23 protein-coding genes and 1 pseudogene are annotated in these 23,410 nt (G+C 62.9%); 11 read left to right on the forward strand and 13 right to left on the reverse strand.

The window, feature by feature from the left end; translation table 11 throughout:
- Positions 1-385 precede the first annotated feature (385 nt).
- Positions 386-1,372, forward strand: a complete 987-nt coding sequence (locus ACNFBR_RS22735) for a DNA-binding protein (RefSeq protein ID WP_416736889.1) — start codon at positions 386-388, stop codon at positions 1,370-1,372.
- A 104-nt stretch (positions 1,373-1,476) separates the two neighbouring features.
- Here ACNFBR_RS22735 and ACNFBR_RS22740 read toward each other — a convergent pair whose 3' ends face one another.
- Together ACNFBR_RS22740 and ACNFBR_RS22745 are read right to left on the reverse strand one after the other, a co-directional pair.
- On the reverse strand, positions 1,477-1,986 hold the full coding sequence (locus ACNFBR_RS22740) for a GNAT family N-acetyltransferase (protein WP_416736890.1): 510 nt from the start codon (positions 1,984-1,986) through the stop codon (positions 1,477-1,479).
- A gap of 17 nt (positions 1,987-2,003) precedes the next feature.
- Complete coding sequence (locus ACNFBR_RS22745) at positions 2,004-2,726, reverse strand: MgtC/SapB family protein (RefSeq protein ID WP_416736891.1); 723 nt, start codon at positions 2,724-2,726, stop codon at positions 2,004-2,006.
- Positions 2,727-3,122: 396 nt separating this feature from the next.
- On the opposite strand from ACNFBR_RS22745, the gene ACNFBR_RS22750 reads away from it, so the two are divergent.
- Positions 3,123-3,590 (forward strand): sterol desaturase family protein, encoded by a 468-nt coding sequence (locus tag ACNFBR_RS22750; RefSeq protein ID WP_416736892.1) that lies wholly within the window; start codon positions 3,123-3,125, stop codon positions 3,588-3,590.
- A gap of 24 nt (positions 3,591-3,614) precedes the next feature.
- Here the strand turns inward: ACNFBR_RS22750 and ACNFBR_RS22755 are convergent, their stop codons facing one another.
- Complete coding sequence (locus ACNFBR_RS22755; protein ID WP_416736893.1) at positions 3,615-4,508, reverse strand: bile acid:sodium symporter family protein; 894 nt, start codon at positions 4,506-4,508, stop codon at positions 3,615-3,617.
- A 184-nt stretch (positions 4,509-4,692) separates the two neighbouring features.
- Between ACNFBR_RS22755 and ACNFBR_RS22760 the strand changes: the two genes are divergently transcribed.
- From ACNFBR_RS22760 to ACNFBR_RS22785, 6 genes and pseudogenes are all read left to right on the forward strand, one after another.
- Positions 4,693-5,556: a Dyp-type peroxidase gene (locus ACNFBR_RS22760; RefSeq protein ID WP_416736894.1), complete on the forward strand. Its 864-nt coding sequence runs from the start codon at positions 4,693-4,695 to the stop codon at positions 5,554-5,556.
- Between the two features lie 89 nt (positions 5,557-5,645).
- On the forward strand, positions 5,646-6,557 hold the full coding sequence (locus tag ACNFBR_RS22765) for an aldo/keto reductase (protein ID WP_416736895.1): 912 nt from the start codon (positions 5,646-5,648) through the stop codon (positions 6,555-6,557).
- A gap of 4 nt (positions 6,558-6,561) precedes the next feature.
- Positions 6,562-7,845: an NTP/NDP exchange transporter gene (locus ACNFBR_RS22770; protein ID WP_416736896.1), complete on the forward strand. Its 1,284-nt coding sequence runs from the start codon at positions 6,562-6,564 to the stop codon at positions 7,843-7,845.
- A 204-nt stretch (positions 7,846-8,049) separates the two neighbouring features.
- Positions 8,050-8,175: pseudogene (locus ACNFBR_RS22775) on the forward strand (general stress protein); the annotation flags it as partial.
- Positions 8,176-8,312: 137 nt separating this feature from the next.
- Complete coding sequence (locus ACNFBR_RS22780; protein ID WP_416736897.1) at positions 8,313-8,900, forward strand: nucleosidase; 588 nt, start codon at positions 8,313-8,315, stop codon at positions 8,898-8,900.
- 89 nt (positions 8,901-8,989) lie between these two features.
- Entirely contained in the window at positions 8,990-9,811 is an 822-nt protein-coding gene (locus ACNFBR_RS22785) for a Ku protein (RefSeq protein WP_416736898.1), read from the forward strand.
- Between the two features lie 23 nt (positions 9,812-9,834).
- Here the strand turns inward: ACNFBR_RS22785 and ACNFBR_RS22790 are convergent, their stop codons facing one another.
- The 8 genes from ACNFBR_RS22790 to ACNFBR_RS22825 form a co-directional block, all read right to left on the reverse strand.
- Positions 9,835-10,497: a glycosyltransferase gene (locus ACNFBR_RS22790; RefSeq protein ID WP_416736899.1), complete on the reverse strand. Its 663-nt coding sequence runs from the start codon at positions 10,495-10,497 to the stop codon at positions 9,835-9,837.
- On the reverse strand, positions 10,494-11,093 hold the full coding sequence (locus ACNFBR_RS22795) for a class I SAM-dependent methyltransferase (RefSeq protein ID WP_416736900.1): 600 nt from the start codon (positions 11,091-11,093) through the stop codon (positions 10,494-10,496). The genes ACNFBR_RS22790 and ACNFBR_RS22795 overlap by 4 nt, the downstream gene beginning before the upstream one ends.
- A gap of 10 nt (positions 11,094-11,103) precedes the next feature.
- The gene (locus ACNFBR_RS22800; protein WP_416736901.1) at positions 11,104-11,859 is read right to left on the reverse strand and encodes a PIG-L deacetylase family protein; all 756 of its coding nucleotides are present in this window, start codon (positions 11,857-11,859) and stop codon (positions 11,104-11,106) included.
- On the reverse strand, positions 11,856-12,899 hold the full coding sequence (locus ACNFBR_RS22805) for an acyl-CoA dehydrogenase (protein WP_416736902.1): 1,044 nt from the start codon (positions 12,897-12,899) through the stop codon (positions 11,856-11,858). The genes ACNFBR_RS22800 and ACNFBR_RS22805 overlap by 4 nt, the downstream gene beginning before the upstream one ends.
- Positions 12,900-12,939: 40 nt before the next feature.
- Positions 12,940-15,438, reverse strand: a complete 2,499-nt coding sequence (ligD, locus tag ACNFBR_RS22810; protein WP_416736903.1) for a DNA ligase D — start codon at positions 15,436-15,438, stop codon at positions 12,940-12,942.
- Positions 15,439-15,527: 89 nt separating this feature from the next.
- On the reverse strand, positions 15,528-16,481 hold the full coding sequence (locus tag ACNFBR_RS22815; protein ID WP_416736904.1) for a lysylphosphatidylglycerol synthase domain-containing protein: 954 nt from the start codon (positions 16,479-16,481) through the stop codon (positions 15,528-15,530).
- The gene (gene clsB / locus ACNFBR_RS22820) at positions 16,481-17,683 is read right to left on the reverse strand and encodes a cardiolipin synthase ClsB (protein WP_416736905.1); all 1,203 of its coding nucleotides are present in this window, start codon (positions 17,681-17,683) and stop codon (positions 16,481-16,483) included. Before clsB ends, ACNFBR_RS22815 begins: the two co-directional genes overlap by 1 nt.
- Positions 17,680-18,453, reverse strand: a complete 774-nt coding sequence (locus ACNFBR_RS22825; RefSeq protein ID WP_416736906.1) for an endonuclease/exonuclease/phosphatase family protein — start codon at positions 18,451-18,453, stop codon at positions 17,680-17,682. The genes clsB and ACNFBR_RS22825 overlap by 4 nt, the downstream gene beginning before the upstream one ends.
- A 171-nt stretch (positions 18,454-18,624) precedes the next feature.
- Between ACNFBR_RS22825 and ACNFBR_RS22830 the strand changes: the two genes are divergently transcribed.
- From ACNFBR_RS22830 to ACNFBR_RS22840, 3 genes are all read left to right on the forward strand, one after another.
- Positions 18,625-19,176 (forward strand): ATP-dependent Clp protease proteolytic subunit, encoded by a 552-nt coding sequence (locus tag ACNFBR_RS22830; RefSeq protein ID WP_416736907.1) that lies wholly within the window; start codon positions 18,625-18,627, stop codon positions 19,174-19,176.
- 156 nt (positions 19,177-19,332) lie between these two features.
- Positions 19,333-19,542 (forward strand): general stress protein, encoded by a 210-nt coding sequence (locus tag ACNFBR_RS22835; protein ID WP_416736908.1) that lies wholly within the window; start codon positions 19,333-19,335, stop codon positions 19,540-19,542.
- A gap of 107 nt (positions 19,543-19,649) precedes the next feature.
- Positions 19,650-19,919: a DUF6555 family protein gene (locus tag ACNFBR_RS22840; RefSeq protein WP_201200500.1), complete on the forward strand. Its 270-nt coding sequence runs from the start codon at positions 19,650-19,652 to the stop codon at positions 19,917-19,919.
- Between the two features lie 129 nt (positions 19,920-20,048).
- On the opposite strand, the gene paaZ is transcribed toward ACNFBR_RS22840, so the two are convergent.
- Both paaZ and ACNFBR_RS22850 read right to left on the reverse strand, forming a co-directional pair.
- Complete coding sequence (gene paaZ / locus ACNFBR_RS22845; RefSeq protein WP_416736909.1) at positions 20,049-22,103, reverse strand: phenylacetic acid degradation bifunctional protein PaaZ; 2,055 nt, start codon at positions 22,101-22,103, stop codon at positions 20,049-20,051.
- 38 nt (positions 22,104-22,141) lie between these two features.
- Positions 22,142-23,374: an OprD family porin gene (locus ACNFBR_RS22850; protein WP_416736910.1), complete on the reverse strand. Its 1,233-nt coding sequence runs from the start codon at positions 23,372-23,374 to the stop codon at positions 22,142-22,144.
- Positions 23,375-23,410 lie beyond the last annotated feature (36 nt).

The following is a 23,410-nucleotide window of genomic DNA, read 5'->3' on the forward strand; positions in this document are numbered from 1 at the left end:
CATGGCATAACGCTAGTAACGGCTGGAGAATCTGTCCAACTGACACCCTATCAGCCGCGTCTTGCGCGGACTTCAAACTACCTCCAACTGCTCTGGGGAGGATTGGGTACGTTCTTCCGGCCGACAAATCTGGCGATTTTTGATGGCTCTTGCTGTGAAAAGGGGGGGCACCGGCCCAGTCAGTGGCGTGTATGTGAAAGATCCAAGCCTTTAGTTGCAAGCGCTCCGTACGGCCATTGGCGATCTTCTTGCCGATTTAGCCTATGACATGCGATAAGCCGTGATTATTCCACCTCAGGAAATGTTTGCAGCTGCGTCATCGAATCGCCATAATTGGTACGTAATTACATGTTACATAACACAGTACGAAATTGTAGGAGCAAGCATGGCCCGGGGCGGTATCAACAAGGTGGTAGTGCAGCAGGCGCGTCAGGCGCTGATTGCCCGGGGCGAGAACCCCAGCATCGATGCCATACGTATTGAGTTGGGCAATACCGGCTCCAAGACCACGATTCACCGCTACTTGAAAGAGTTGAACGGCCAGCAGCCGGTGGCCTCCGAAGGGGGCGTCGCGCTGAGCGATGTGCTGAGCCGCTTGGTGGGGCAGCTGGCGACTCAGTTGCAGGACGAGGCCGACCTGAAGATCGAGCAGGCCGAAAGCACCTTCACCCAGCAGCGGGAACAACTTGAGGCACAATTGGAAATCGCCCAGCAGGCCCTGGCTGCAGCGCATCAGCAACACAAGATCGATGCGGCAGCCTTGGCCGCCGAGACAGAAAAATTGCTGTCCACACAAAGCACGCTGCAGGCCGAACAGCTGCGCAGTGCCAGCCTCAACCAGTCGCTGGGCGAATTGCAGGTGCGCCTGAGCGACAAGGACGAGCAGGTCAAGTCGCTGGAAGACAAGCACCGCCATGCCCGCGATGCCCTGGAGCACTACCGCAATGCCAGCCGCGAACAGCGCGAGCAGGAACAGCGCCGCCACGAAGCGCAGTTGCAGCAGATGCAGGTTGAAGTTCGCCAGTTGCAGCAGAGCATGATCGTCAAGCAGGACGAACTGACCCGTTTGCACCGCGACAACGAGCGCTTGTTGGGTGAGCACCGCCAGGCCGCCAGTGAGTGTCGGGCGCAGGACGAGTTGCTGGAGCAGCGCGATGCACAAATCCAGGGCCTGCGCACGATCCTGGCCCAGGCCCAGGGCGCCAGCGAGGAATTGCGCCGACAGCTGGATGTGCAAGCGCAGAGCCTGGAGCACAGGCGCGACCTGTGCGCCGACCAGGCTCGCCAGTTGCAGCAGCTTGAACAACGTCTGAAAGAACGTGACGAGGCCTTGGCACACTGCAGGGCGAGCTTGCCCGCCGCTGGCGATTGAACAAGCGGCGCTGAACGATATTTCGCAGGTTGCTCATGCTACGAACGCGCCCCTCTGTAGGAGCAGCCTTGTGCTGCGAATGGGCTGCAAAGCAGCCCCGTGACCTAAACCACAAGGCACAGTCGCATCGCACAACGCCCATGCAGGCCGTGTGCATGCTCAATGGCCAGTATTTCCCGCAGTCGCGCGCTCAGCAGCCCCTCGTCGATCACCTCAAACCCCAAACGCATATAGAGCGGCGCATTCCAGGGCACATCGATAAAGGTGGTCAACGTCAACTCGCTCACACCGGCGCAGCGCGCAGCATCGACCACTTGCTGTATTAACTGGCGCCCGACGCCTTGCCCTTGTACCTCCTGGCACACCGATATCTCATGAAGGTGCAGCGCTTGATCCGCAAGCCGGGCACACGCAAAACCGACAATGCGCCCAGCCGAATCTTCAGCCACCCAACTCCCACCTGCCTCGACGAAAGCCATGTGGGCAGCGCAATCCAGCACAACGCCTTGCGCCAGCCAGGCTAGCGCCGGCCAGTTGGTAAAGGCCTGGGCAGCCGAACGCTCGACGCCCGGTAACCGTTCAATGTCGCGCTCAATTGTAGGGCGGATAAGCATGCATCACTCCTGTCGTTCTAGTCCGCCGCCAACACCTGCGGCCGTAACTGCCAGCGCACCGAGCTTACTCCTTTTTCCAGGCTGACCAGGCTGACCCGGCTGACCAGCCGCTCCAGTTGCGCCGGTGCCTGCGCTGTGCCCAACAGTTCGGCGCGCACTTCCAAGCGCGCAGGGTCGTTCAGGTCTTCGCTTTGCAGTGACTGCAGCCGCAGTTGCGGATCGCCCAGGCTGTGCAGCATCAGGCTGCGCACCTGGATCTCGTCCTCGGCGCGGCAGACGATGCGTACTTCGAAGTGCTGTTCCACCTCACTGGCCGGCACCACGTCCTGACGGTCCAGGCGCTGGGCGATGTCACGCAACAGGATATTGGCGCATAGCACCACCAGGCTACCCAGTGTCGCCTCCAGCAGCAGCCCAAGGCTGCACAGCACGCCGACTGCAGCCGTGCACCACAAGGTAGCCGCGGTGTTCAGACCACGCACGTTGAAACCATCACGCATGATCACACCACCACCCAGAAAGCCGATGCCCGACACGACATAGGCCGCGACGCGCGACGCATCGGCAGGCATCATGCCTGGCACCGCCTGGGTCATCAGCACGAACAGGCAGGCACCGGTACTGACCAGCGCATTGGTGCGCAGCCCGGTCAGGCGCTGGCGCAATTGCCGTTCGGCACCGATCAACGCCCCCAATAGCAGGGCAATGCTGACGCGCAGCAGAAATACTTTCCAATCCATAGCAAACCTCTTCCGCGGGCACACGCCCGCATGAACGCCATCAGTTGGCGCGGTTGAAAAACCAGAAAAATGCGCAGGACCACGAGGAGGGGAGGAGATGCGGGGTTACAAGAAACCACCGTCTTGCCAATGCGGCCAGACAGTGCAGGACACTGCCGGGCTAGCGCGCCACGTGGGCCTGTCGCAAGCGACTGGGGCTACTGTCCAAGGCAGGTCTCCTGTTGAGGAAGGCAAAATTGCGCCGCGGACCTTACGCCGCGTGGCAGAGCAGGTCAAGGGCCAAAACATGACAATGGCTTCATCGGTGAATGGCCTGCAGCCGGTCACGCCCACATGGAAAAAAACCTGGGCAGCCGGTACCCTTGCGCCTTCCTTCGTCATCACCCGGACCGTTGCATGCTGTTCAATCTCGCCATCTTGTTCGGCACCCTGGTGGCCATGGAGGGCGTTGGCACGCTGGCTCACAAGTACATCATGCATGGCTGGGGCTGGTGGCTGCACCGCTCGCACCATGAGCCACAACTGGGCATGCTCGAAACCAACGACCTGTACCTGTTGGCCCTGGGGTTGATCGCCACGGCGCTGGTGGCATTGGGCAAAAGTGGTTATGCGCCATTGCAGTGGGTAGGGGGTGGCGTGGCAGGGTACGGGGCGTTGTATGTGCTGGCCCACGACGGCTTCTTTCACCGGCATTGGCCGCGCAAGCCGCGGCCGGTCAACCGCTACCTCAAACGCCTGCACCGGGCGCATCGCTTGCACCATGCGGTTAAGGGGCGCACGGGGACTGTGTCGTTCGGTTTCTTCTATGCGCCACCGTTGAAGGTGTTGAAACAGCAGTTGCGCAGCAAGCGCGGCCAGTCGTGACTGCATGCACGGTGCCTGACAGCGTCAATTCACTGTCTCACCCTTGGGCTGTGCAGCCACCTGCCCACGGCTGACCCACCAGCCAAACCCCGCCGCTGTAAAGAACATGATCAGGCTATACAACGCTGCCGGCACCGCCATGGTCGCGTTGTTCAGCAGCGACGGGCTCAGTGCCAGGGCAATGGCCAAGGTCCCGTTATGGATGCCGATCTCCATGCCGATGGCAATCGCCTGGCGTTTGGGGATGTTCAGCAGCCGTGGCACCCAATAGCCCACCGTCAGGCTAAGCAGGTTGAACAGCAGCGCGGCCAGGCCTACCACTGGCGCGTACTCGACTACCGTCTGCCAGTCCTTGGCCAATGCCAAGACGATGGTGAAGGCCAGGAACAGCGCCGCCACCAGTTTCATGGGCTTTTCCATGCGTGCAGCGAACGCCGGGGCGAAATGGCGAATCAGCATGCCCAGCGCCACCGGCAGCAAGACAATGGCGAACACCTGCATGACCTTGGCGAACTGCAGCGGAATGACCTGGTCCGAAGCCATGAACCAGCTCAGCGACAGGTTCACCAGCAATGGCATGGTCAGGATCGCGATCAGCGAGTTGACCGCCGTCAGGGTAATGTTCAATGCCACATCACCATGGGCCAGGTGGCTGAACAGGTTGGCCGTGGTGCCGCCCGGCGAAGCGGCCAGCAGCATCAGCCCCACTGCCAGGGCCGATTCCAGGCCAAAGCCGTTGGCGATCAGGAAACACACCAGCGGCAACAGCACGATCTGGCACGCCAGGCCTACCACCACGGGCTTGGGGTACTTCACCACGCGTGCGAAATCGGCCAGGGTCAGCGACAACCCAAGACCGAGCATGATGATGCCCAGGGCAAGCGGCAGAAAGGCAGTGAGCAAGGGCGAGGCGGTCATGGGCGGTCTCTCGGGCGAAGGATCTCGAGCAGTGTAGGTCGGCCCTGATTGATAGCTAATCGCAAAGGGCCAGCTCTTGGTAACCGTTTGTTACCAAGCGCGCCGACTGGGGAGGCTGCATGCCGCATTGCAGCGGGCCTGCAGGCGCAGTAGCATTCCGCTTTTAACCGAGGATTAGCCTGTCATGCCGTTCCAGCAAGGTCTGCTTGCCACCCCGGTGCCGGCCCACGCCCGCCACCTGTTCTTCACCCTGCAGTCGCCCGAGGCGTTGCCTGCCGCCCTGGATGCCTTGCTGCCACAGGTCGATGGCGAACAGCTGCTGCTTGGTGTCGGTGCCCCGCTGGCCAAGGCCCTGGGCCGTGAAGTGCCAGGCCTGCGCGCCTTCCCGCTGCTGGATGCCGCAGTGGAGAACCCCAGCACCCAGCACGCCTTGTGGTTGTGGCTGCGTGGTAACGAACGTGGCGACCTGCTGTTGCGCGCCCAAGCCCTGGAGCTGGCACTGGCTCCAGCCCTGCGCCTGGCGGACAGCGTTGATGGCTTCCTGCACCGTGGCGGCCATGACCTGACTGGTTATGAAGACGGCACCGAAAACCCGGTGGACGAAGATGCCGTGCAGGCGGCCATTGCTGCCGATGGTTCCAGCTTTGCAGCGTTTCAACTGTGGAAGCATGACCTGGAGTACTTCAAATCGCTGCCCCAGGCTGACCAGGACAACATCATCGGCCGCCGCCTGAGCGACAACGAAGAGCTCGACGACGCGCCCGAGTCCGCCCACGTCAAGCGCACCGCCCAGGAAAGCTTCGAACCCGAGGCGTTCATGGTCCGTCGCTCGGTGGCCTGGGCCGACCCGCGCGGCGCCGGCCTGGCCTTTGTCGCCCTGGGCCATAGCTTCGATGCGTTCGAAGTGCAGCTGCGACGCATGAGCGGCCTGGAAGATGGCATCATCGACGGTCTTTACCGCTTCAGCCGGCCACTGACCGGTGGCTACTACTGGTGCCCGCCGATGGGCGAGCTGGGTGTCGACTTGAGCAAGCTGTTACAGGCCTGATTACTAAACATCCAGATACAGAAACACCTGCCGACACGGGATAGGGCGGCTAGCCTTGAAAGTTTCCGCTTCATGACGGGAGCTTTTCCATGTACGCACGTCGTGATGTCCTACGCGCAGGTGCCACATTGGGGGTGCTGGCCGCTGTCAGCCCCTGGTTGCATGCCGCCACCCCGGCGGGTTTACTGACCCGCAAAGTGCCGTCCAGCGGTGAAGCCTTGCCGGTGATTGGCGCCGGTACCTCCGGCAGTTTCGAGGTGGAAACCGGGTCGGCCCAGTATCAGCAGCTCAAAACGGTGCTCAAGGCGTTTTTCGAGGGTGGTGGCCGGGTAATCGACACCTCGCCCAACTATGGCGGCGCCGACAGTATCCTTGGCCAGTTGCTGGAAGAGGGCGGCTGGCACCGGCAGTGCTTCATCGCCACCAAGATCGCCGCCGACAGCCGGGCCGAGGCCCAAGCGCAGTGGGCCGGCAGCCTCAAGAGCCTGCGCACCGACAGGGTCGACTTGCTGCAAATCCACAACCTGCGTGACTGGCAGACCCAGCTGCCTTATGCCCGCGAGCTGAAACAGCAAGGCAAGACCCGCTATGTCGGCATCACCCATTACCTGAACAGTGGCCAAGACGAAGTCGCCCGCATCGTGCGTAGCGAGCCGCTGGACTTCATCCAGATCAACTACTCGGTCAACGCCCCCGACGCCGCCCGTGAACTGCTGCCGCTATGCCAGGACAAGGGCGTTGCGGTGCTGATCAACCGGGCCTTCGACGATGGCCGCCTGTTCGCCCGGGTCAAGGACCAGGCCTTGCCGGGCTGGGCCGCCGAAGCGGGCATCGGCAGCTGGGCGCAGCTGTTTTTGAAGTTCGCCATCAGCCACCCGGCAGTGACTACGGTCATTCCCGCCACCGGCCGACCCGATCGCCAACTCGACCAACTCAAGGCCGGGCATGAGCCCATGCTCACCCAGGCGCAGCAACAGGCGCTGATCAAGCAGTTTGCCTGACACCATGGATGCGTGGCGGCGGCACCTGGACCGAGGGCTGAACATCCAGCCCGGCGAAGGGCCGGCGGTCATCGCCGGCTTGCTGCTGTTTTACCTGCTGTTCACCGGTTACTTCATGCTGCGCCCTGTGCGCGAAACCATGGGGGTTGCCGGCGGCGTGGACAACCTGCAATGGCTGTTCACTGGCACCTTCGTTGCCACCCTGGCGTGCCTGCCGCTGTTCGGCTGGCTGGCCTCCAGGGTAAAACGCAGGCATATCCTGCCCTGGACCTACGGGTTCTTCGCCAGCAACCTGTTGTTGTTCGCGGCACTGTTTGCCAGCGATCCGGACGACCTGTGGACTGCTCGGGCCTTCTACATCTGGCTGTCAGTGTTCAACCTGCTGACGATTTCACTGGCCTGGAGCGTGCTCGCTGACCTGTTTTCCACCGAGCAAGGCAAGCGCTTGTTCGGCCTGCTGGCAGCCGGGGCTAGCCTCGGCGGGCTTAGTGGCCCCATTTTCGGCGCCTTGCTGGTGGCACCGCTGGGCCACGCCGGGCTATTGGTACTGGCGGCGACATTGCTGTTGGGCGGTATTGCCGCAACCCTCTTCCTGCAACGTTGGCGAGCGCGCCAACCGCTGCCGGCGCAAACCGAACGCCCAGGCTCGCGGCCACTAGGCGGCAACCCGTTTGCCGGTGCCACGTCCGTACTGCGCTCGCCGTACTTGCTGGGCATCGCTTTGTTCGTGGTGCTGCTGGCCAGCGTCAGCACCTTCCTGTATTTCGAGCAAGCGCGCATCGTCAGCGAAACCTTCACCGACCGCACCCGGCAAACCCAGGTGTTCGGCTTGATCGACGCCATCGTGCAGGCACTGGCCATCCTCACTCAGGTATTCATTACCGGGCGCCTGGCGCGTCGGCTGGGTGTCGGGGTATTGCTGGTGGCGGTGCCGCTGGTGATGGCGGCGGGTTTTCTGTGGCTGGCGCTGACGCCGGTGTTCGCCGTGTTCGTTGTCGTCATGGTAGTGCGCCGCGCCGGCGAGTATGCGCTGGTGCGGCCAGGGCGGGAGATGCTGTTCACCGTGCTGCCCGCCGAAGACAAGTACAAGGCCAAGAACTTCATCGACACCGTGGTTTACCGCGGCGGCGATGCCCTGAGCGGCTGGGTCAAGCGTGCACTGGATGTGATGGGCGAACACCCGCAGTTGGCGATGCTGATCGGCGCATTGATTGCCCTGGCCTGGGCCTCGACCGGAGGTTGGCTGGGCCGCCGACAGGCGCGAATGGAGAGCCCGCCGCGCGACTGACAAGCGCGCCAAATATGACCTTGCCGCTTATTTAACGCCACCGGTCCGAACCCTTCGCAATAAAACGAATCCCCCGATATCGCCGAACTCCGAATCTGTGTACGGCAGATTGCCGTGCATTCCGAAGTCATATGAGGTTTGAACACCATGGCCACTAAAGACAACAGCCGTACCGGCAATCAACCAGGCAGCCAGGGCGGTAACAAGAACCCAGGCAACTTCGCCAATGACCGTGAAAAGGCTTCTGAAGCCGGACGCAAGGGCGGCCAGTCTTCGGGCAGCAACATGCCGCACGATCGCGAGTCGGGCCGCAAGGGCGGTCGCTCGTAATTGACCGACGCGCAGTGCCGGGGCGACCCGGTACTGCAATCAGTAAAAGGGAGCGCAGGGTGCTGCCAGGCTTGCAATTGGCGGGGGTTGGCCGACAATGGCCGCGCCCCTTGTAGCCACGCGGAAACACCTGCTCCATGATGCTGATCAAGCAATTCCCCGATATTTCCCTGAATGACACGCTATTCGTTTTCGCCCTCGAGGCCGAAGCTGGCGATGTATTCACTGAGGTGAACACCGTGTTCACCGGCATTGGCAAGGTCAATGCGGCAATTGCCCTGACCAAAGCAATCGCTGTGCGCCGGCCCAAGCTTATCGTCAACCTTGGCTCCGCTGGCAGCCAGCGCCATGGCAAGGGCGAGGTGGTGTGCTGTAACAGCTTCGTGCAACGCGACATGGACGTGACCCCACTGGGCTTTGCTCGTTACCAAACGCCCTTGTCGGATACTCCGGTGGTGCTTGAGCACGGTGCGGCAATCCCCGGCCTGGCTTTGGAAACCTGTGGAAGCGGTGACAGCTTCGAGATCAACCATGGCGACGCGCCTTATGACGTGGTCGACATGGAAGCGTATGTACTGGCATTGATCGCCCGCGAAGAAGGCATTCCGTTCGTGTGCCTGAAATACATTTCCGATGATGCCGGCAGCGATGCCGCTGAGGATTGGGCCGTACAGGTGCACCTGGCGGCCGAGGCGTTCAAACGGGTGCTGTTCAGCCAGGTGTGACTGCTGGTCGGTGTCCGAGCCAGCCGAGAAACCATCGGCGCCCGCCGCAGTCAGTGCAGGTATGGGCAGGCAATCTTGGGAGCACCCTCATGGCTCGGGCAATCTGGAAAGGCGCCATCAGTTTCGGCCTCGTGCACATCCCCGTGGCCCTCAATACCGCAGTGCGCACCGAGCGTGTGGATTTCGACTGGCTCGACAAGCGCAGCATGGAGCCGGTGGGCTACAAGCGCGTCAACAAGGTCACCGGCAAGGAAATAGACAAGGACAACATCGTCAAGGGCGTGGAGTTCGAGAAGGGCCGCTACGTGGTGATCAGTGAGGAAGAGATCCGCAAGGCGCGCCCCGAAGCGACCCAAACAATCGATATCTTTTCCTTTGTCGATGCTGGTGATATCCCCATGCAGCATTTCGATACGCCGTACTACCTCACCCCCGACCGCCGTGGCGGCAAGGTGTATGCCTTGCTGCGCGAGACGCTGGCCAAGACCGGCAAGGTGGCACTGGCCACCGTGGTACTGCACACCCGGCAGCACTTGGCACTGCTGCGGCCGCTGGAGGATGCGCTGGTGATGATCACCTTGCGCTGGCCGGAAGAAGTGCGCAGCCTGGAAACGCTGGAACTGGACAGCAGCGTGACCGACAGCAAGGTGGAGAAGCGCGAGCTGGACATGGCCAAGCGCCTGGTGGAAGACATGAGCGGGCCATGGAAGCCCGAGGATTACCAGGACGCTTTCCGCCAGACCATCATGGACCTGGTGGAAGAGAAGGCCAGCAAGGGCAAGATCGAGGCGGTGGAGAAGGGCGACGTTGCGGGCGCCGAGAAAGGGGCGGACATCCTCGACCTTACCGAATTGCTCAAACGCAGCCTGAGTGGCAAGAAACCGGCGAAAAAACCACGCAAGGCTTCGTAGATAAACTGGGCCCAGCCCGCCCGCTACTGCAGGTGTGCCTGCAAACCTGCCAAATAGTCAGCAAACCCCTCGCGGGCGCGGCTGTCGCGCCGGCTGCTGGTTGCCACGCTATGCCTGGCGGTCCAGACGATCCGTGCACCGCTGGCCTGAAGGTCGTTGACCAGTTGCACATCCTCATGTGCCGGCAGGGGCTGGAAGCCACCCACACGCTGGTAGGCATCGACACAGACCCCCAGGTTCGCACCGTGCACATGCCGATGGTCTTCCCGCGCGTCATAGCGGCTTTGGTACAGCTTGCGCAGCGCTGCGGTCTGCCAGGGTTGCCAGTGCTCGACATGCACCGTGCCGCACACCACCTCAACGCTGCAAGCCAGCTGCGACATCAGCCAGTGCGCGGGTACCCGGCTATCCGCATCGGTGCAGGCCAACCACTGCGCACCGCGTTCGACCATGTGCGCGGCACCGACCCGTCGGGCCATGCCGACATTGCCGGCATCCACCCTCAACAGGTGTACACCAAAACGCCGCGCTACCACGGCGCTGGCGTCGCTGCAGCGGTCAAGCACCACCAGTACCTCTACCCGGTGGCCAAACTGCTGCGCTTGCAGGGCGGCTATCAACACCGCGTGCAAGCAGCGCCCCAGGCGACGGGCTTCGTTATGCGCCGGGATAACGACGGCAATCATGGGCAGATCTCGTCAAGGTTTACCACGCTGGGTTGGGCAGACCAGTACTCCAGCACAAAATCCGCTTCTTCATGCTGCAACTGCTGGTATAGGTGCAGGTGCCGGGCCAGCATGCGGTGCACTTCACGCCCGTCCTGCGGGCAACCGACGATGGGGTGCTTCCAGTGGCACGCCAGCAGCCCCCCGTCGTAGGTCAGGCTGGCCACCGATTGCTCGATCACTTGCAGCCAGTCGGTGGGGTCGAGGTAATAGCCCACTTCGCTGAGCACGATCAGGTCAAAGCGCCCGCCCGGCCAGTCCGCCGGTAACCGGGCCAACTCCACCGTCGCATTGTGCACGTGTGCGAGTCGCTCCCGGGCCAGGCCGACTGCGGTCGGGTCCAGGTCCTGGCAGAGCAGGTCGGCGCAGCGTTCGGCCAACAGCGCACTGAGTTCGCCATTGCCACAGGCTGGCTCGAACACGCGCTGATAACACTGGCGCGGCAGGCTGGCCATGACCAGCTCGCGCTTGCGCTTCTCGTACCATCGCGAGCGGAAGGCCCAGGGGTCTTCATTGGTTGCGTACAGTTCGGCGAAGTACTGCGCATCGAGGCTCATGATGACTCCACTACAGGAATACCAGTTCAAAAGGTTGCAGCAGGCAATCCAGCAGGCTGGGCGGCAGCACTGGCGGCTGCTGATCGTCCGGCTCCAGTTGGCTGATGTGGGCAGCCATCGCCTTGCGCTTGCGGGCCAGGCGGCTTTCATCGAGCTGCAGGCGGTGTGCACGGGGCCATGGCAGGCGCGGGTCGTCAGGCTCAGCCCAGTGCCAGGCCCACACCGGTACCTCGGCCAGCTGCACTTGGCGGGCAGCCGCCGCGTACGCTGCTGCGCGGCCGACGGCCTGGTGATCGCAATGGCCGTCATTACGCCAGGTGGCCATCAGTAAGTCGTCGGGGCGCAGCAACTGGGTGAGGTGGCTGACCAGAAACGCTTCCTCGCGTGGCAAATGGCCGTCCTTGAGATGCAGCCTGCGCCAATCCAGCTGGTTGGGGTCAAGCCCCAGCTGCTTCAGGGCCTGGCGGCTCTCCAGAGGGCGTTGGCGGCGCAAACGATGCTCGGTCCAGTGCTTGGAGCCTGGGTGACTGCCCTCACCGTCAGTGGCGGAAATCAGCACCAGTTCACCTTCGCGCCCCTGGAACCCCGCCAACAGGCCGCCAGCCATGAGGATTTCGTCGTCCGGGTGCGGCGCAATCAACACGAGGCGACGCCCGGGCGGGCAAAGCTGGTGCGGATCGAGCCAGGTGGCGCGCGCCAGGTGCGCGGCTTGTTGCCACGACGCCCAAGGCGTGCCGTGGCTGGACTGAATCAAATTTTCGCTCATAGCTGCCACGCTCCGGCCGGCACGCGGGCCAACTGCTGGCCCAGTAGTGCCAGGTCACGCTCGGCATGACTCTGGCGGATGAATACCGGCAGGTCGGCGCTCAAGCGGGCAAAATGGCTGCTGCGGCAAAATGGGGTGGCGCCCAGCGCACGGCCGACATGGCTGATCACCTGTTCCACGGCCAGCTCGACCTGGGCACGGGTACGGCGCACTTCCAAACTGGCATCTGCTCCAGGTTGCCGGTCAATCCAGGCAGCACATTCACGCAGCGCTGCGCGGGCACCGTACAAAGCAGCATCCACGGCCCCCAGATGCGCATCGGCATGAGGGTCGGGACGGGGCCTGCGGCAGTGTTCGCGCAGGTAGTCCGCCAGCGCCTCGGCTGCGCCGTACCAGCAGGCGGCGATACCCGCACCGCCGTGCCAGAAGCCAGGGCGTGCAAGGTATTGGCCTGGCTTGCCGATAAGCGTGCCTGGCGTGTTGTTGAACGCCACGTCGACGCTAGCGGTCGTGGCCATGCCTACCGCTTGCCAGTGCTCGATGTGCAAACCCTGGCTCGGTAGCGACAGTTCGATAGCCACCAGCTGTGGTTGGTCCGCCTCATCCCAGGCGGTGATCAGCGCCCGGTCGATCTGCAGGGCACCCGAACACCAGGCTTTGCGGCCGTTCAGACGCACCTGATCACCTTCACGTGCCGTGATCCGCGCGCGGGCTTCAGGCGGTTCGGCGGCCCACACGCCCCAGATGCCGTCCATGGCCTGGTGCGCGGCACCGCACTCGGCGAGGATCGCCAGGGCATCTGTGTGGCCTTCATACAGTTTGACCAGCGCCAGGTCACAACCCGCCACCCGTGCCAAGGTCTGCCAGCGGCGCAAGGTGTTGCCTTGACCCGGCAAGGGCAGCAGGTCCAGGTGATCGGCTTGCAATGCCTGGATCAGCTGTGGCAGCTGGGTATCGAGGTTAAGCGGTTGCTGGCGTGCGCCAAACGTGCGTAACAGACGGTCAAGGGTGGTCAGGTTGAAGTCCTGAACGATGCTCATGGGCGTGTCTCCCGGCGCTTGTCCATTCGCTGTTGCACCATCACGCGAGGCCCAGTTGCTTGCGCATGCGGGCAGTGATGGACTGGCGTACCTTGCGCATGTCGGCCCAAGGGTCATCGACTGCTGCGAGGCGCTCGCGCACATTGTCGATGTTCCATTGGTTGGCGGCCTTGAGCTGAGCCACCTCCTCGCGCCAGATGGGTACCGAAACGGGCAAGCCCTCCCTGGCACGCAGGGAATAGGCGCACGCGGTGGTGGCACCTTTGCCGTTGCGCAGGTAGTCGATAAAGATCCGACCTACGCGGTTCTTCGGCCCCGACACCGCGCTGAGGCGGTCTGGAAACAGCTTGGCCAGGTAATTGACGATGGCGTGGCTGAAATCTTTGACTTCGTCCCAGCCAGCCCGGCGGGTTAACGGCACCACCAGGTGGATACCCTTGCCACCGCTGGTTTTCAGAAACGCCTGCAGGCCCAGCTCGTCAAGCAGGGTGAGGGCCAGTTGGGTCGCCTCACGCATGGCCTTCCAGGGCAGCGCCGGATCAGGGTCCAGGTCGAGCACGAAACGGTCTGGTCTGTCGAAGTCCTTGTCCGTGGCGTTCCAGGTGTGCAGTTCGAGCATGTTCATCTGCACGGCCCCCAGCAAGGTGTCCGGCCGGTTGATCACCATCGCCGCCTGGCCAGCCTCGGCCTTTTCGTAGCTGAGTACATTGGGGAGGTGCAGCTGACCCGCGTTCTTTTGGAAAAACAGCTCGCCGGTCAGGCCGCCTGGTGCGCGCACGAGTGCCACCGGCCGGCCCTTGAGCTGCGGCAGGATCCATTGGCTGATGTCGGCGTAGTACTCGGCGACTTCACGCTTGGTAGCACCAACGGTGGCGTCGACCACCCTGTCAGCATGGGTCAGGCGCAGCTCGCCCAAGGCTTCGGGCGCCTTTGCCTGCTTGCGTTTGGGCACAGTCTTGGTGGGCATGACGCACTCCCGATCGATAGCGGTTGCCGCCTTGTCATCGCGCAGGCCATGGAACACCGCGTGACGCACGATGCCGTCACGGGTCATCTGGGCATAGGCGACCTCAGCCAGCAGTTGGGGTTGCAGCCAGTGCACGCCACGGGTTTCAGCACCGCTAGGCGGACTGCTCAGGGCTGGCTTGGCGGCTTCCAGAGGTTTGAGCCGCGCGTGGATGCTGGCCAGGGTCGTTGTGCTGAAGCCGGTACCGACCTTGCCGGCATAGCGCAGCGCGCCACTGTCGTTGTCATGCAGGGCCAGCAGCAGGGCACCGAAGCGGCTGCGGCTGCCTTTGGGGTCGGTGTAGCCGACGATCACGAATTCCTGGCGTCGCTTGCATTTGAGCTTGATCCACTCAGGGCTGCGACGGCCGCTGTAGTGGCTATCAGCACGTTTGCCTATCAGGCCTTCCAGCTGCAGCCGGCAGGCGCTGTCGAGCAGGGACTCGACGGGCTGGTCAAAGTCGGCGGAGTACTTGAGTACGTCCGAATCATGGTGCTCAAGCAGTTGGCGCAACGTAGCGCGGCGGTTCTGCAGCGGTTCTTGGCGCAGGTCCTGGCCGCCGAGGAACGGCAGGTCGAACAGGTAATAGGTAATGTGTTCGTCTTGCTCGGTATCAAAGGCGTTCTGCAACGCCTGAAAATCCGCCACACCCTTGTCATCGACCACCACCATCTCGCCATCGAGCCAGGCCGAATCGATGCCCAAGGCGCGCAAGGCGGCGACCTGCCGGGGCATCTTGCTGCTCCAGTCATGGCCGTTGCGGGTGAACAGGCGGATGTCTTTACCCTCGATACGGGCCAGGATACGGTAGCCGTCGAACTTGACCTCGTAGCGCCAGTCGCCGCTGGGTGGGGAGTCCACCAATGTTGCCAACTGCGGCTGTAGCTGTGCTGGCAGCGGCGCGCTCTGGCCTTTGCCGGTGCGACTGCGGCTGGCGCGCGGGGTGTCGGCTTTTTTTGCAGCGGGTTTGCGTGGCACCAGCGTGCGGTCGCTGAGCACGCTGTCGGGCTGGGCTTCGACGATGCTGTAATCAGCTTCGCTGCGCGCCTGGCCATCGTGCGACTTGACCAGCATCCATTGCTCTTGCTTGCCGGCCAGATGGGTGCGAAACAGGTTCCATACGCCGCTGAGCTTTTCACCCTGCAAGCGGAAACGCAGCTTGCCTTTGGCGTACGCCGCCTGCGCATCGCCTTCGGGCACCCATAGACCACGGTCCCAGACGATCACATCACCTGCACCATAATGGCCTTCGGGGATGTGCCCCTCGAAGTTGGCATAGTCCAGCGGATGATCTTCCACGTGCACGGCCAGGCGGCGGACCTTGGGGTCGAGCGACGGCCCCTTGGGGATCGCCCAGCTTTTCAAGGTGCCATCGAGCTCCAGGCGCAAATCGTAGTGCAGGTGGCTGGCATCGTGCTTCTGGATGCAAAATTGCAGCGCATGTTCCCGCTTGGCACCGCTGCGCTTGCCGCTAGGCTCGGGCGTGGCGTTGAAATCGCGCTTGCGTGCATATTCCTGCAGGGGCTTGGCCATGGCGGGCTCCGGGCGGCTGGCAGTCTCTTAGCTGGGAGGCGGCGCACTGAGCGGTAGTTCAAAAAACTCTGAATCCTCCTCAAGCAGCGTCAATTCTGGGCCGCACTGTCATGCTGGCGCATGGCCTTGGCGCGCTTTTCCAGAATCAGGTAGGTAACCACCGCGAGCAACAGCGGTATCAGGTAGTACAGCGTGCGGTAGCCAAGCAGGGCGGCCACCAGAGTGCCCTGGGCCATCTGCCCGTGCAGCAAGGCCAGGAACACCGCCTCCAACACGCCCAGCCCCGCTGGGATATGCGCAACAACACCCGCCACGCAACTGATCAGAAGAATGCCAAGTATCGACGGGTAGAACACCTCACCCGGCAACAACCAGAATATCAGCAGCGCCATCAGTGCCCAGTTGCTGGCGCCCAGCGCCACTTGGCACAGCGCCAGCCGCAGCGAAGGTAGCGTCACCTCATGGTCACGCCAGCGCCAAGTGCGCTTCACGGCAAGGCCGCAGGCCAGCAGGTAACCCCCGGCAACCGCCAGCAAGACAAGGCCGATCAAGCGCAAGCCTGTAGCGCCCACTGCCCAGTTGCTGGGCAGCTCCACCAGGCCCAAAGCGAATACCGTACCGGCCAGCAGCATGTAGCCCATCCAGTTGGTCAACAGGCCTAGGGTGAGGATACGTGTGATGGTCGCCGTATCCAGGCCCAGGCGGCTGTACAGCCGGTAGCGCAAGGCGACGCCACCCACCCAGGTGGTGAAATTGAGGTTGAAGGCGTAGCACACGAAGGCAATGGGCAATACCTGCCGGGCAGGCAGGTGGTGGCCGGTGTAGGCCCGTGCCAGCAGATCGTAGCTGGCAAAGGTGAAGTAGCTGCACATTGCAAGCGCCAAGCCAATGGCAAGGGTGCCTGGCTTGTAGGCCAACAACGACTGCCGCACTTCGTTCCAGTCCAGGTTGCGTGCCAGAACAAACAGCAGAACGGGGATCAGGATGATGAACGCTACCGTCAACAAGCGTTTGCCCCAGGTTTGCCAGTTTTTGCGCGCCATCAGGTACTGCCCTCGTGCAAGTCGCCCTGGGGTTCGGCGCTTTGCTGCAGTGAGCGCAGACGCTGGCGATGTGCCGGGAACCAGCCGGCAATGCGCGGGAAATGGCGGATCACGTGGAAGCACACGAAAATCAGCGGAGCCCGCCACCAGTAGCCACGCACCATGCGCGCCAGGGTGACCGGCTTGCATTGTTCGTTCGCCAGGGCCTGCAAATGCTGGTTCAGTTGCTGATTGAAGGCCCGGTCACGGATGAACAGGTTGGCCTCCAGGTTGAACGACAGGCTCAGTGGATCGAGATTGCTGGAGCCGACGGTAGCCCACTGGTCGTCCACCAGCGCCACCTTGCCATGCAACGGCCGCTGGCAGTATTCGTGAATCATCACGCCGTCGCGCAACAGGTAGTTGTACAGCAGGCGTGACAGTGCCCGGACCCAGCGCATGTCGGGTTGGCCCTGCAAAATCAAGCGAACTTCCACGCCACGGCGGGCCGCATTGCGCAGCTCACGCATCAGCCGGTAGCCCGGAAAGAAGTACGCGTTGGCGACCACGATGCGCTGTTTGGCACCGCGAAAAGCCTCTAGGTAATGGGCCTCGATATCGGTACTGCGCAGCCCGTTATCGCGCTCGACCAGTATGGCGCTGCAGGGGCCGGCCGGCTCGGTAGCCGGGCGTACCGCACTGGGTGGCTGCAACACGGGCGACATCAGGCGCTTACTGGCGGCATGCACCTGTGCTACCACTGGGCCTGCGACTTCAACGGCATAGTCCTGCTTGGCCATGGCACCGAAGTCGCCCAGGTGATCGGCACTGTAGTTGATGCCACCGATGAAGGCCCGCTCGCCATCGACCACCACGATCTTGCGATGCAGGCGCCGAAACAGGTTGGTGCGCATGCCCACCAGCCGGGGCTGCGGGTCGAAGGCGTGGAAGCTCACCCCCGCATCGGTCATCGCCGCAATGAAAGCGGCGGGCAGGTCGGCAGTGCCGTAGCCGTCCACGGCCACTTCCACCCGCACACCACGCCGGGCAGCGTCGATCAGCACCTGCTGCAGTTGCTGGCCAACCTTGTCGTCGAAGATGATGAAGGTCTCCAGCAGTATTTCTTCCCGCGCCTGGGCCATGGCCTCGAACACGCGGGGGTAGTACTGCTCGCCATTGATCAGCAACTGCACGCTGTTGCCGTCCACCCAAGGTCGATTCACAGGTTGATCTCCGCAGCCAGTGGGGCGTGGTCGGACAGGTGCGACCACGGGTAATTCGCCAGCACCTTGGCAGTGCCCGGCACAGCGTTACGCAGGTAGATACGGTCCAGGCGCAGCAACGGCAGGCGCGCTGGGAAACTGCGCGCCGGGGTACCGAAGGCCTCTATCAATTGTTCTCTCAGCACCGCGTCCGCCTTCAGCCGCCAGTCGTTGAAATCGCCGGCGATGATCACCGGCGCATCGGGCGGCAGGCTGGCCAACAGATCCAGCATCAGCTGCACCTGGCTACGCCGATGCGCTTCACGCAGGCCCAGGTGTACGCACACTGCGTGCACCTGCTCATGGCCCGGCACCTCCAACTGGCAATGCAGCAGACCGCGCTGCTCATTGCCCCGCACTGAAACATCGAGGTTGTCGAAGTGGCTGATGGGGAATTTCGACAACAGCGCGTTGCCATGATCGCCATGCGGGTACACGGCATTGCGGCCGTAGGCGAACTGCGGCCACATGCTGTCGGCAAGAAATTCGTACTGCGGCGTTTCTGGCCAGGCCGGGTGGCGCAGGGCGTGCTGCTGGTGGCTGCCGTGTACTTCCTGCAGAAACACCAAGTCGGCGTTGGTGGCCTGCACGGCCTCGCGCAGCTCGGGCAGGATGAAGCGCCGGTTGAAGAAGGTGAAACCCTTGTGCACGTTCAGCGTCAGCACGTTGAGCCGGCGTACGGCGGTGACATTATCGATGATGCGGTCTGGTGCGGGCAGGGTCTTGTTCACAAGGCCCCCTCCATTCAGTTGCTCTGAATGTGCGACTGGTCAAGGCCGCCTGGGGTTCAGCGCGCTTGACCAACGGGAAAGGCGGATGACCGGTTGAACTTTGCCGCGGCTGACGTTTCCACCGCATACACAAGACGATCAAGGAATGACCTGCCAACCCTGGAGGCAAGCATGGCCAGACATATCATCCACTTTACCGGGCCGATCAACTCGTCGACGTGTGGCAACCTGATCAATACTTGCTCGCGGGCGTTGCAACAGGGCGCCAAGCGCCTGCAACTGAACATCGCCACGATGGGCGGTGAGTGCAGTTACGGGTTCACGCTGTACAACTTCCTGCGCGCTTTGCCGGTCGAGGTCCACACCCACAACCTGGGCACAGTGGAGTCCATGGGCAATATTCTGTTCCTGGCCGGGGAGCGGCGCACGGCGTGCAGTTTCAGCAAGTTCCTGTTCCATCCATTTCACTGGACCTTGCATGGCTCGGTCGACCATGCGCGGATGGCCGAGTATGCGATGAGCCTGGATTATGATTTGCAGCTGTACGCGCAGATCGTCGCCCAGAGGACTGCGGGTGCAGCCGAGGTGCTGGATGTGCCGCGGTATCTGATGGCCTATCCGCGCATACTGGGGCCACGCGAAGCGCTGGAGAACGGGTTGATTCATGCCATCGACGAGATGCCGATCGAGGAGCAAGCGGTTCAGTGGAGCGTGCATGCCTAAGGCTTGCCTTACTACGCAAACCTTTTGCCTGCTCGTGTTTCGTGCCACTGGTCAGTTGCCAGCAAAACCATTGAGCAGAACCGCTAATCGGCGGCTCGGAACCAAGGCATGGCAGAGGTTCATGCGACCCGCAAATCCACCGCAAGGAGAAACGACATGGCGCAGGACCAAGAACGAACCCGCCAACGTGGCGGCACCAAGGAAACCAACCCAGGCAACTTCGCCAATGACCGGGAACGGGCTTCGCGCGCAGGCCACAAAGGAGGACAGGCGTCTGGCGGCAACTTCGCCAACGATCGTCAACGGGCTTCGGAAGCCGGCCGCAAGGGTGGACAGAACAGCCATGGTGGGAGCCGTAGCCAATGAGTGACAGCACTCGCAGATGATGCCAATTGTTCGACGAAATTTTGAATTTTCTGGCCATGGCCTGATCAATCAGGGTGTCATCCATGGAGAAGAGGAGGCCCCCTGCGATGCCTAGCCCACAGCTGTACATCATCGATTACCAACTGCATGGCCAACCGCGCAGTTTCATCATTCGCCTGGAGCGGCTGGACAACGCCGAGGCCTGGCATTGGGCAAGTTGCGATGCGGGTATCGGCATCATTCCCAAGTTTGGGCGCGAGAAAATCAAAAAAGTCAGCCGGCCCATGGCCGAGCGCTATGGCATTACTGCAGTGAGCTGGCGGATTTCCGGAAGCAAGCCGAACCAATCGGTGGGGGACCCGGCGGCGATGGTGTAATCCGCCTGCATAATCGAGTTGCCAGTTTCGCGGGCTCGCCCGCTCCCACAGGTGTTGCACAAGCTTGAAAGTTGCGCAATTTCTGTGGGAGCGGGCGCGCCCGCGAAGGGGTCGGTATGGATCAAACCCTCATTCTGGCTGCTTCAGCACCAGGGTCAGGATGTCATAGCTGGCCACCAGCTCACCCAGCTGGTTGGTCACCTCCACGTCCCACGCCACCACGCCCTGGGGCTGGCCCAGCGGGCTGGTCTTGCCCTGGTCGATCTTGCGCTTGCAGGTCAGGCGCGCCTGGATGGTATCGCCGATGCCCACCGGGTTGATGAAGCGCAGGGTATCCAGCCCATAGTTGGCCAGCACCGGCCCAGCACCGGGCGATACGAACAGCCCGGCCGCTGCCGACAGTACGAAGTAGCCGTGGGCAATGCGTTTGCCGAACTGCGACTCCTTCGCGGCGATTTCGTCGAAGTGCATGTAGAAATGGTCGCCTGACAGGCAGCCGAAATTGACCAGGTCGGCTTCCGTCACGGTGCGCCGGTGGGTGAGTAGCGACTCGCCGATGCGCAACTGCTCGAAGTAGCGGCGGAACGGGTGCACTTCGGTTTCGATCACTTCGCCACCGCGCACGTATTCGCCGGTGACCGCCGTGAGCATGCTTGGCGAACCTTGTATCGCGGCGCGCTGCAGGTAGTGCTTGACCGCCCGCAGGCCACCCAGTTCTTCACCACCACCGGCCCGGCCCGGGCCGCCGTGCTTGAGCTGCGGCAAGGGTGAGCCGTGGCCGGTGGATTCCTTGGCGGCCTCGCTGTCGAGCACCAGCAGACGACCGTGCCAGGCGGCCGCTACCGGGATAGCCTTGGCCGCCACGCTACGGTCGGCGGTGACCAGGGTCGCCACCAGGCTACCTTTGCCTCGGGCGGCCAGCGCCAAGGCTTCGTCGAGGTCGCCATACGCCATTAGCGTGCTGACCGGGCCGAACGCTTCGATGTCGTGGGCGCCGCCTTCGGCATGCGGGTCGCGGGCCTGCAGCAAGGTCGGGGCAAAGAATGCGCCTTCGCTCACGCCCTCGCCACGCGGGGCAAAGCCGTCGCTGGCGCCGAACAGCTGGTCACAGCTTTGCAGCAAGCTGCGCACGCGCTCGGCCACGTCGTGCTGCTGGTCGTGGGAGGCCAGGGCGCCCATGCGCACGCCTTCCACCGATGGGTCACCGACCACGACTTTGCTCAGCCGCTCGCGCAGGCGCGTGGCGACCGCATCGATATGCTTGGCCGGCACGATGGCGCGGCGGATGGCGGTGCATTTCTGCCCGGCCTTGGTGGTCATTTCACGCACCACCTCCTTGATGTACAGGTCGAACTCTTCGCTGTCCGGGGTGACGTCCGGGCCGAGAATGGCACAGTTCAGCGAGTCGGCTTCAGCCGTGAACGGTACCGAATTGCGGACCAGGTTCGGCGTGACGCGCAACTTGGCGGCCGTATCGGCGGAGCCAGTGAAGGTCACCACGTCCTGGCCTTGCAGGCGGTCGAGCAGGTCGCCGGTGCTGCCGATCACCAGCTGCAGGCTGCCCTCGGGCAGCAGGCCGGAGGCGTTCATCAGGCGCACCACGGCCTCGGTCAGGTAGCTGGTGGAGGTCGCCGGTTTGACGATGCAGGGCATGCCGGCCAGGAAGGTCGGGGCGAATTTCTCCAACATGCCCCAGATGGGGAAGTTGAACGCGTTGATGTGCACCGCAACGCCTGCGCGCGGCACCAGGATATGGCTGCCGGCGAAATGGCCTTGCTTGCCCAACGGAATGGCTGGGCCCTCGTGCACCAGATTACCCGAGGGCAGCTCACGGCTGCCGATGCCGGCATAGGAAAACAGCGTGGCGTTGCCGCCTTCGATGTCGATCCAGCTGTCGGCACGGGTTGCGCCGCTGTGGTGGGACAGGGCGTAGAGCTGCTCTTTGCGTTCGGCGAGGTACAGGGCCAGGGCTTTGAGGCGTTGGGCGCGCTGTTGAAAATCCATGCTCATCAGCGAGGCCAGGCCCCGGGCTCGGGCATAGTCCACAGCTTCGGCGAAGTCCGGGCGCTCTTCATGGCTGTAGGCCAGCACGTGGCCGTCGAGGGCGCTGCGCAGGGCCTGGGCGCCATGCTGGCCGAGCCAGCGGCCGGCGATGAAACTTTGCAGAGTAGGGGCGGCAGACATGCTGTTCTCCATGCTGTTCAAATGTGAAGGGGGCGCTGTTACCACAGCGCCAGGGTGTAACCGATGATCAGGCGGTTCTCGTCCACGGCGTTGGTCACGCCATTGCCGGAACGGAAGGTGACGTTGCGCCAGCGCAGGCTGACGTCCTTGAACGGTCCGCTCTGGATGACATAGGTGATGTCGGTGTCGCGTTCACGCTCGCGGCCATTGCTGACGGTGGCAGTTTCCGCGTGGCGGCCGTCGGTGTAGCGGGTCATGAAGCTCAGGCCAGGGATACCCATGGCAACGAAGTCGTAGTCGTAGCGCACTTGCCACGAGTCCAGCCCGGCTCGGGTGAAGGTGTTGTAGGTGACCAGGTTGACGGTGAACGGGTCGCCGCCGTTGACGAACGGGAAGGCGCTGTCGCCGGACATCTGCTGCCAGGTGGCGGTGAATTTGTGCGCCCGCACGCCCAGGGTGAACATGGCGTTGAAGTTGCGGTTGTCGATGTTGCCGGCACGCTCGGCGCCGTCGTTGCGGCTATCGAAATAGCGCAGGTCGCTGCGCAGGCTTACACCTTCTGCCAGCGCACGGGTGTCGATCAGGCCGACAAACTGCTGACGGTAGATGTCCTGGAGCTTGGCGTAGTAGTAGCTGACGCTGGTTTGCGGGGTGATGGCGTAGCTGCCACCACCGAAGTCCAGATGGTCGCTGGTGGCGGCGCCGTAGCCGATGTCGTCACGCCCCGAGGAATCGCGCAGGTTGGCCTTGGTCAGGCGACCGGCGTTGAAGGTAAGGCCGTCGAGGTCCTGGCTGGTAAGCAGGCCGCCCTGGAAGGTGGACGCCAACAGGCGGGTGTCGTTGTACACCACCACCGGCAGGATCGGCTGCAAGGTGCCCAGGCGCAGGGTGCTCTTGGACACGCGTACCTTGCCGGTCAAGCCCAATTCGCTGTAGTCGTCGACCGGTTCGTGACTGTTCGGGCCAAACGGCAGCAGGCCTGTGTTGCGGCGGTCGCGACTTGAGTCGAGCTTGATACCCAGCTGGCCCATGGCATCGACGCCAACGCCAACGGGGCCCTCGGTGAAGCCTGATTCCAGCTTGGCGGTAAAGCCTTGGCCCCACTCTTCGGCTTTTGCCTGCGGGGCATTGCTTTGGCGGAAGTCGCGGTTGATGTAGTGGTTGCGCAGCTCCAGGCGCGCGTGGCTGTCGCCGATGAAGTCCGCCAGCGCCGGCATTGGCAAGGCGAGGGTAGCCAGCCAGGCGGCTGACATGAAGTGTGTGCGGTTCATTGTTGTTGTTTTACCCGACATGGTTGTTCGTCCTTG

It is taken from the genome of Pseudomonas sp. NY11955 (genome assembly GCF_048068035.1).
Lineage (GTDB): Bacteria > Pseudomonadota > Gammaproteobacteria > Pseudomonadales > Pseudomonadaceae > Aquipseudomonas.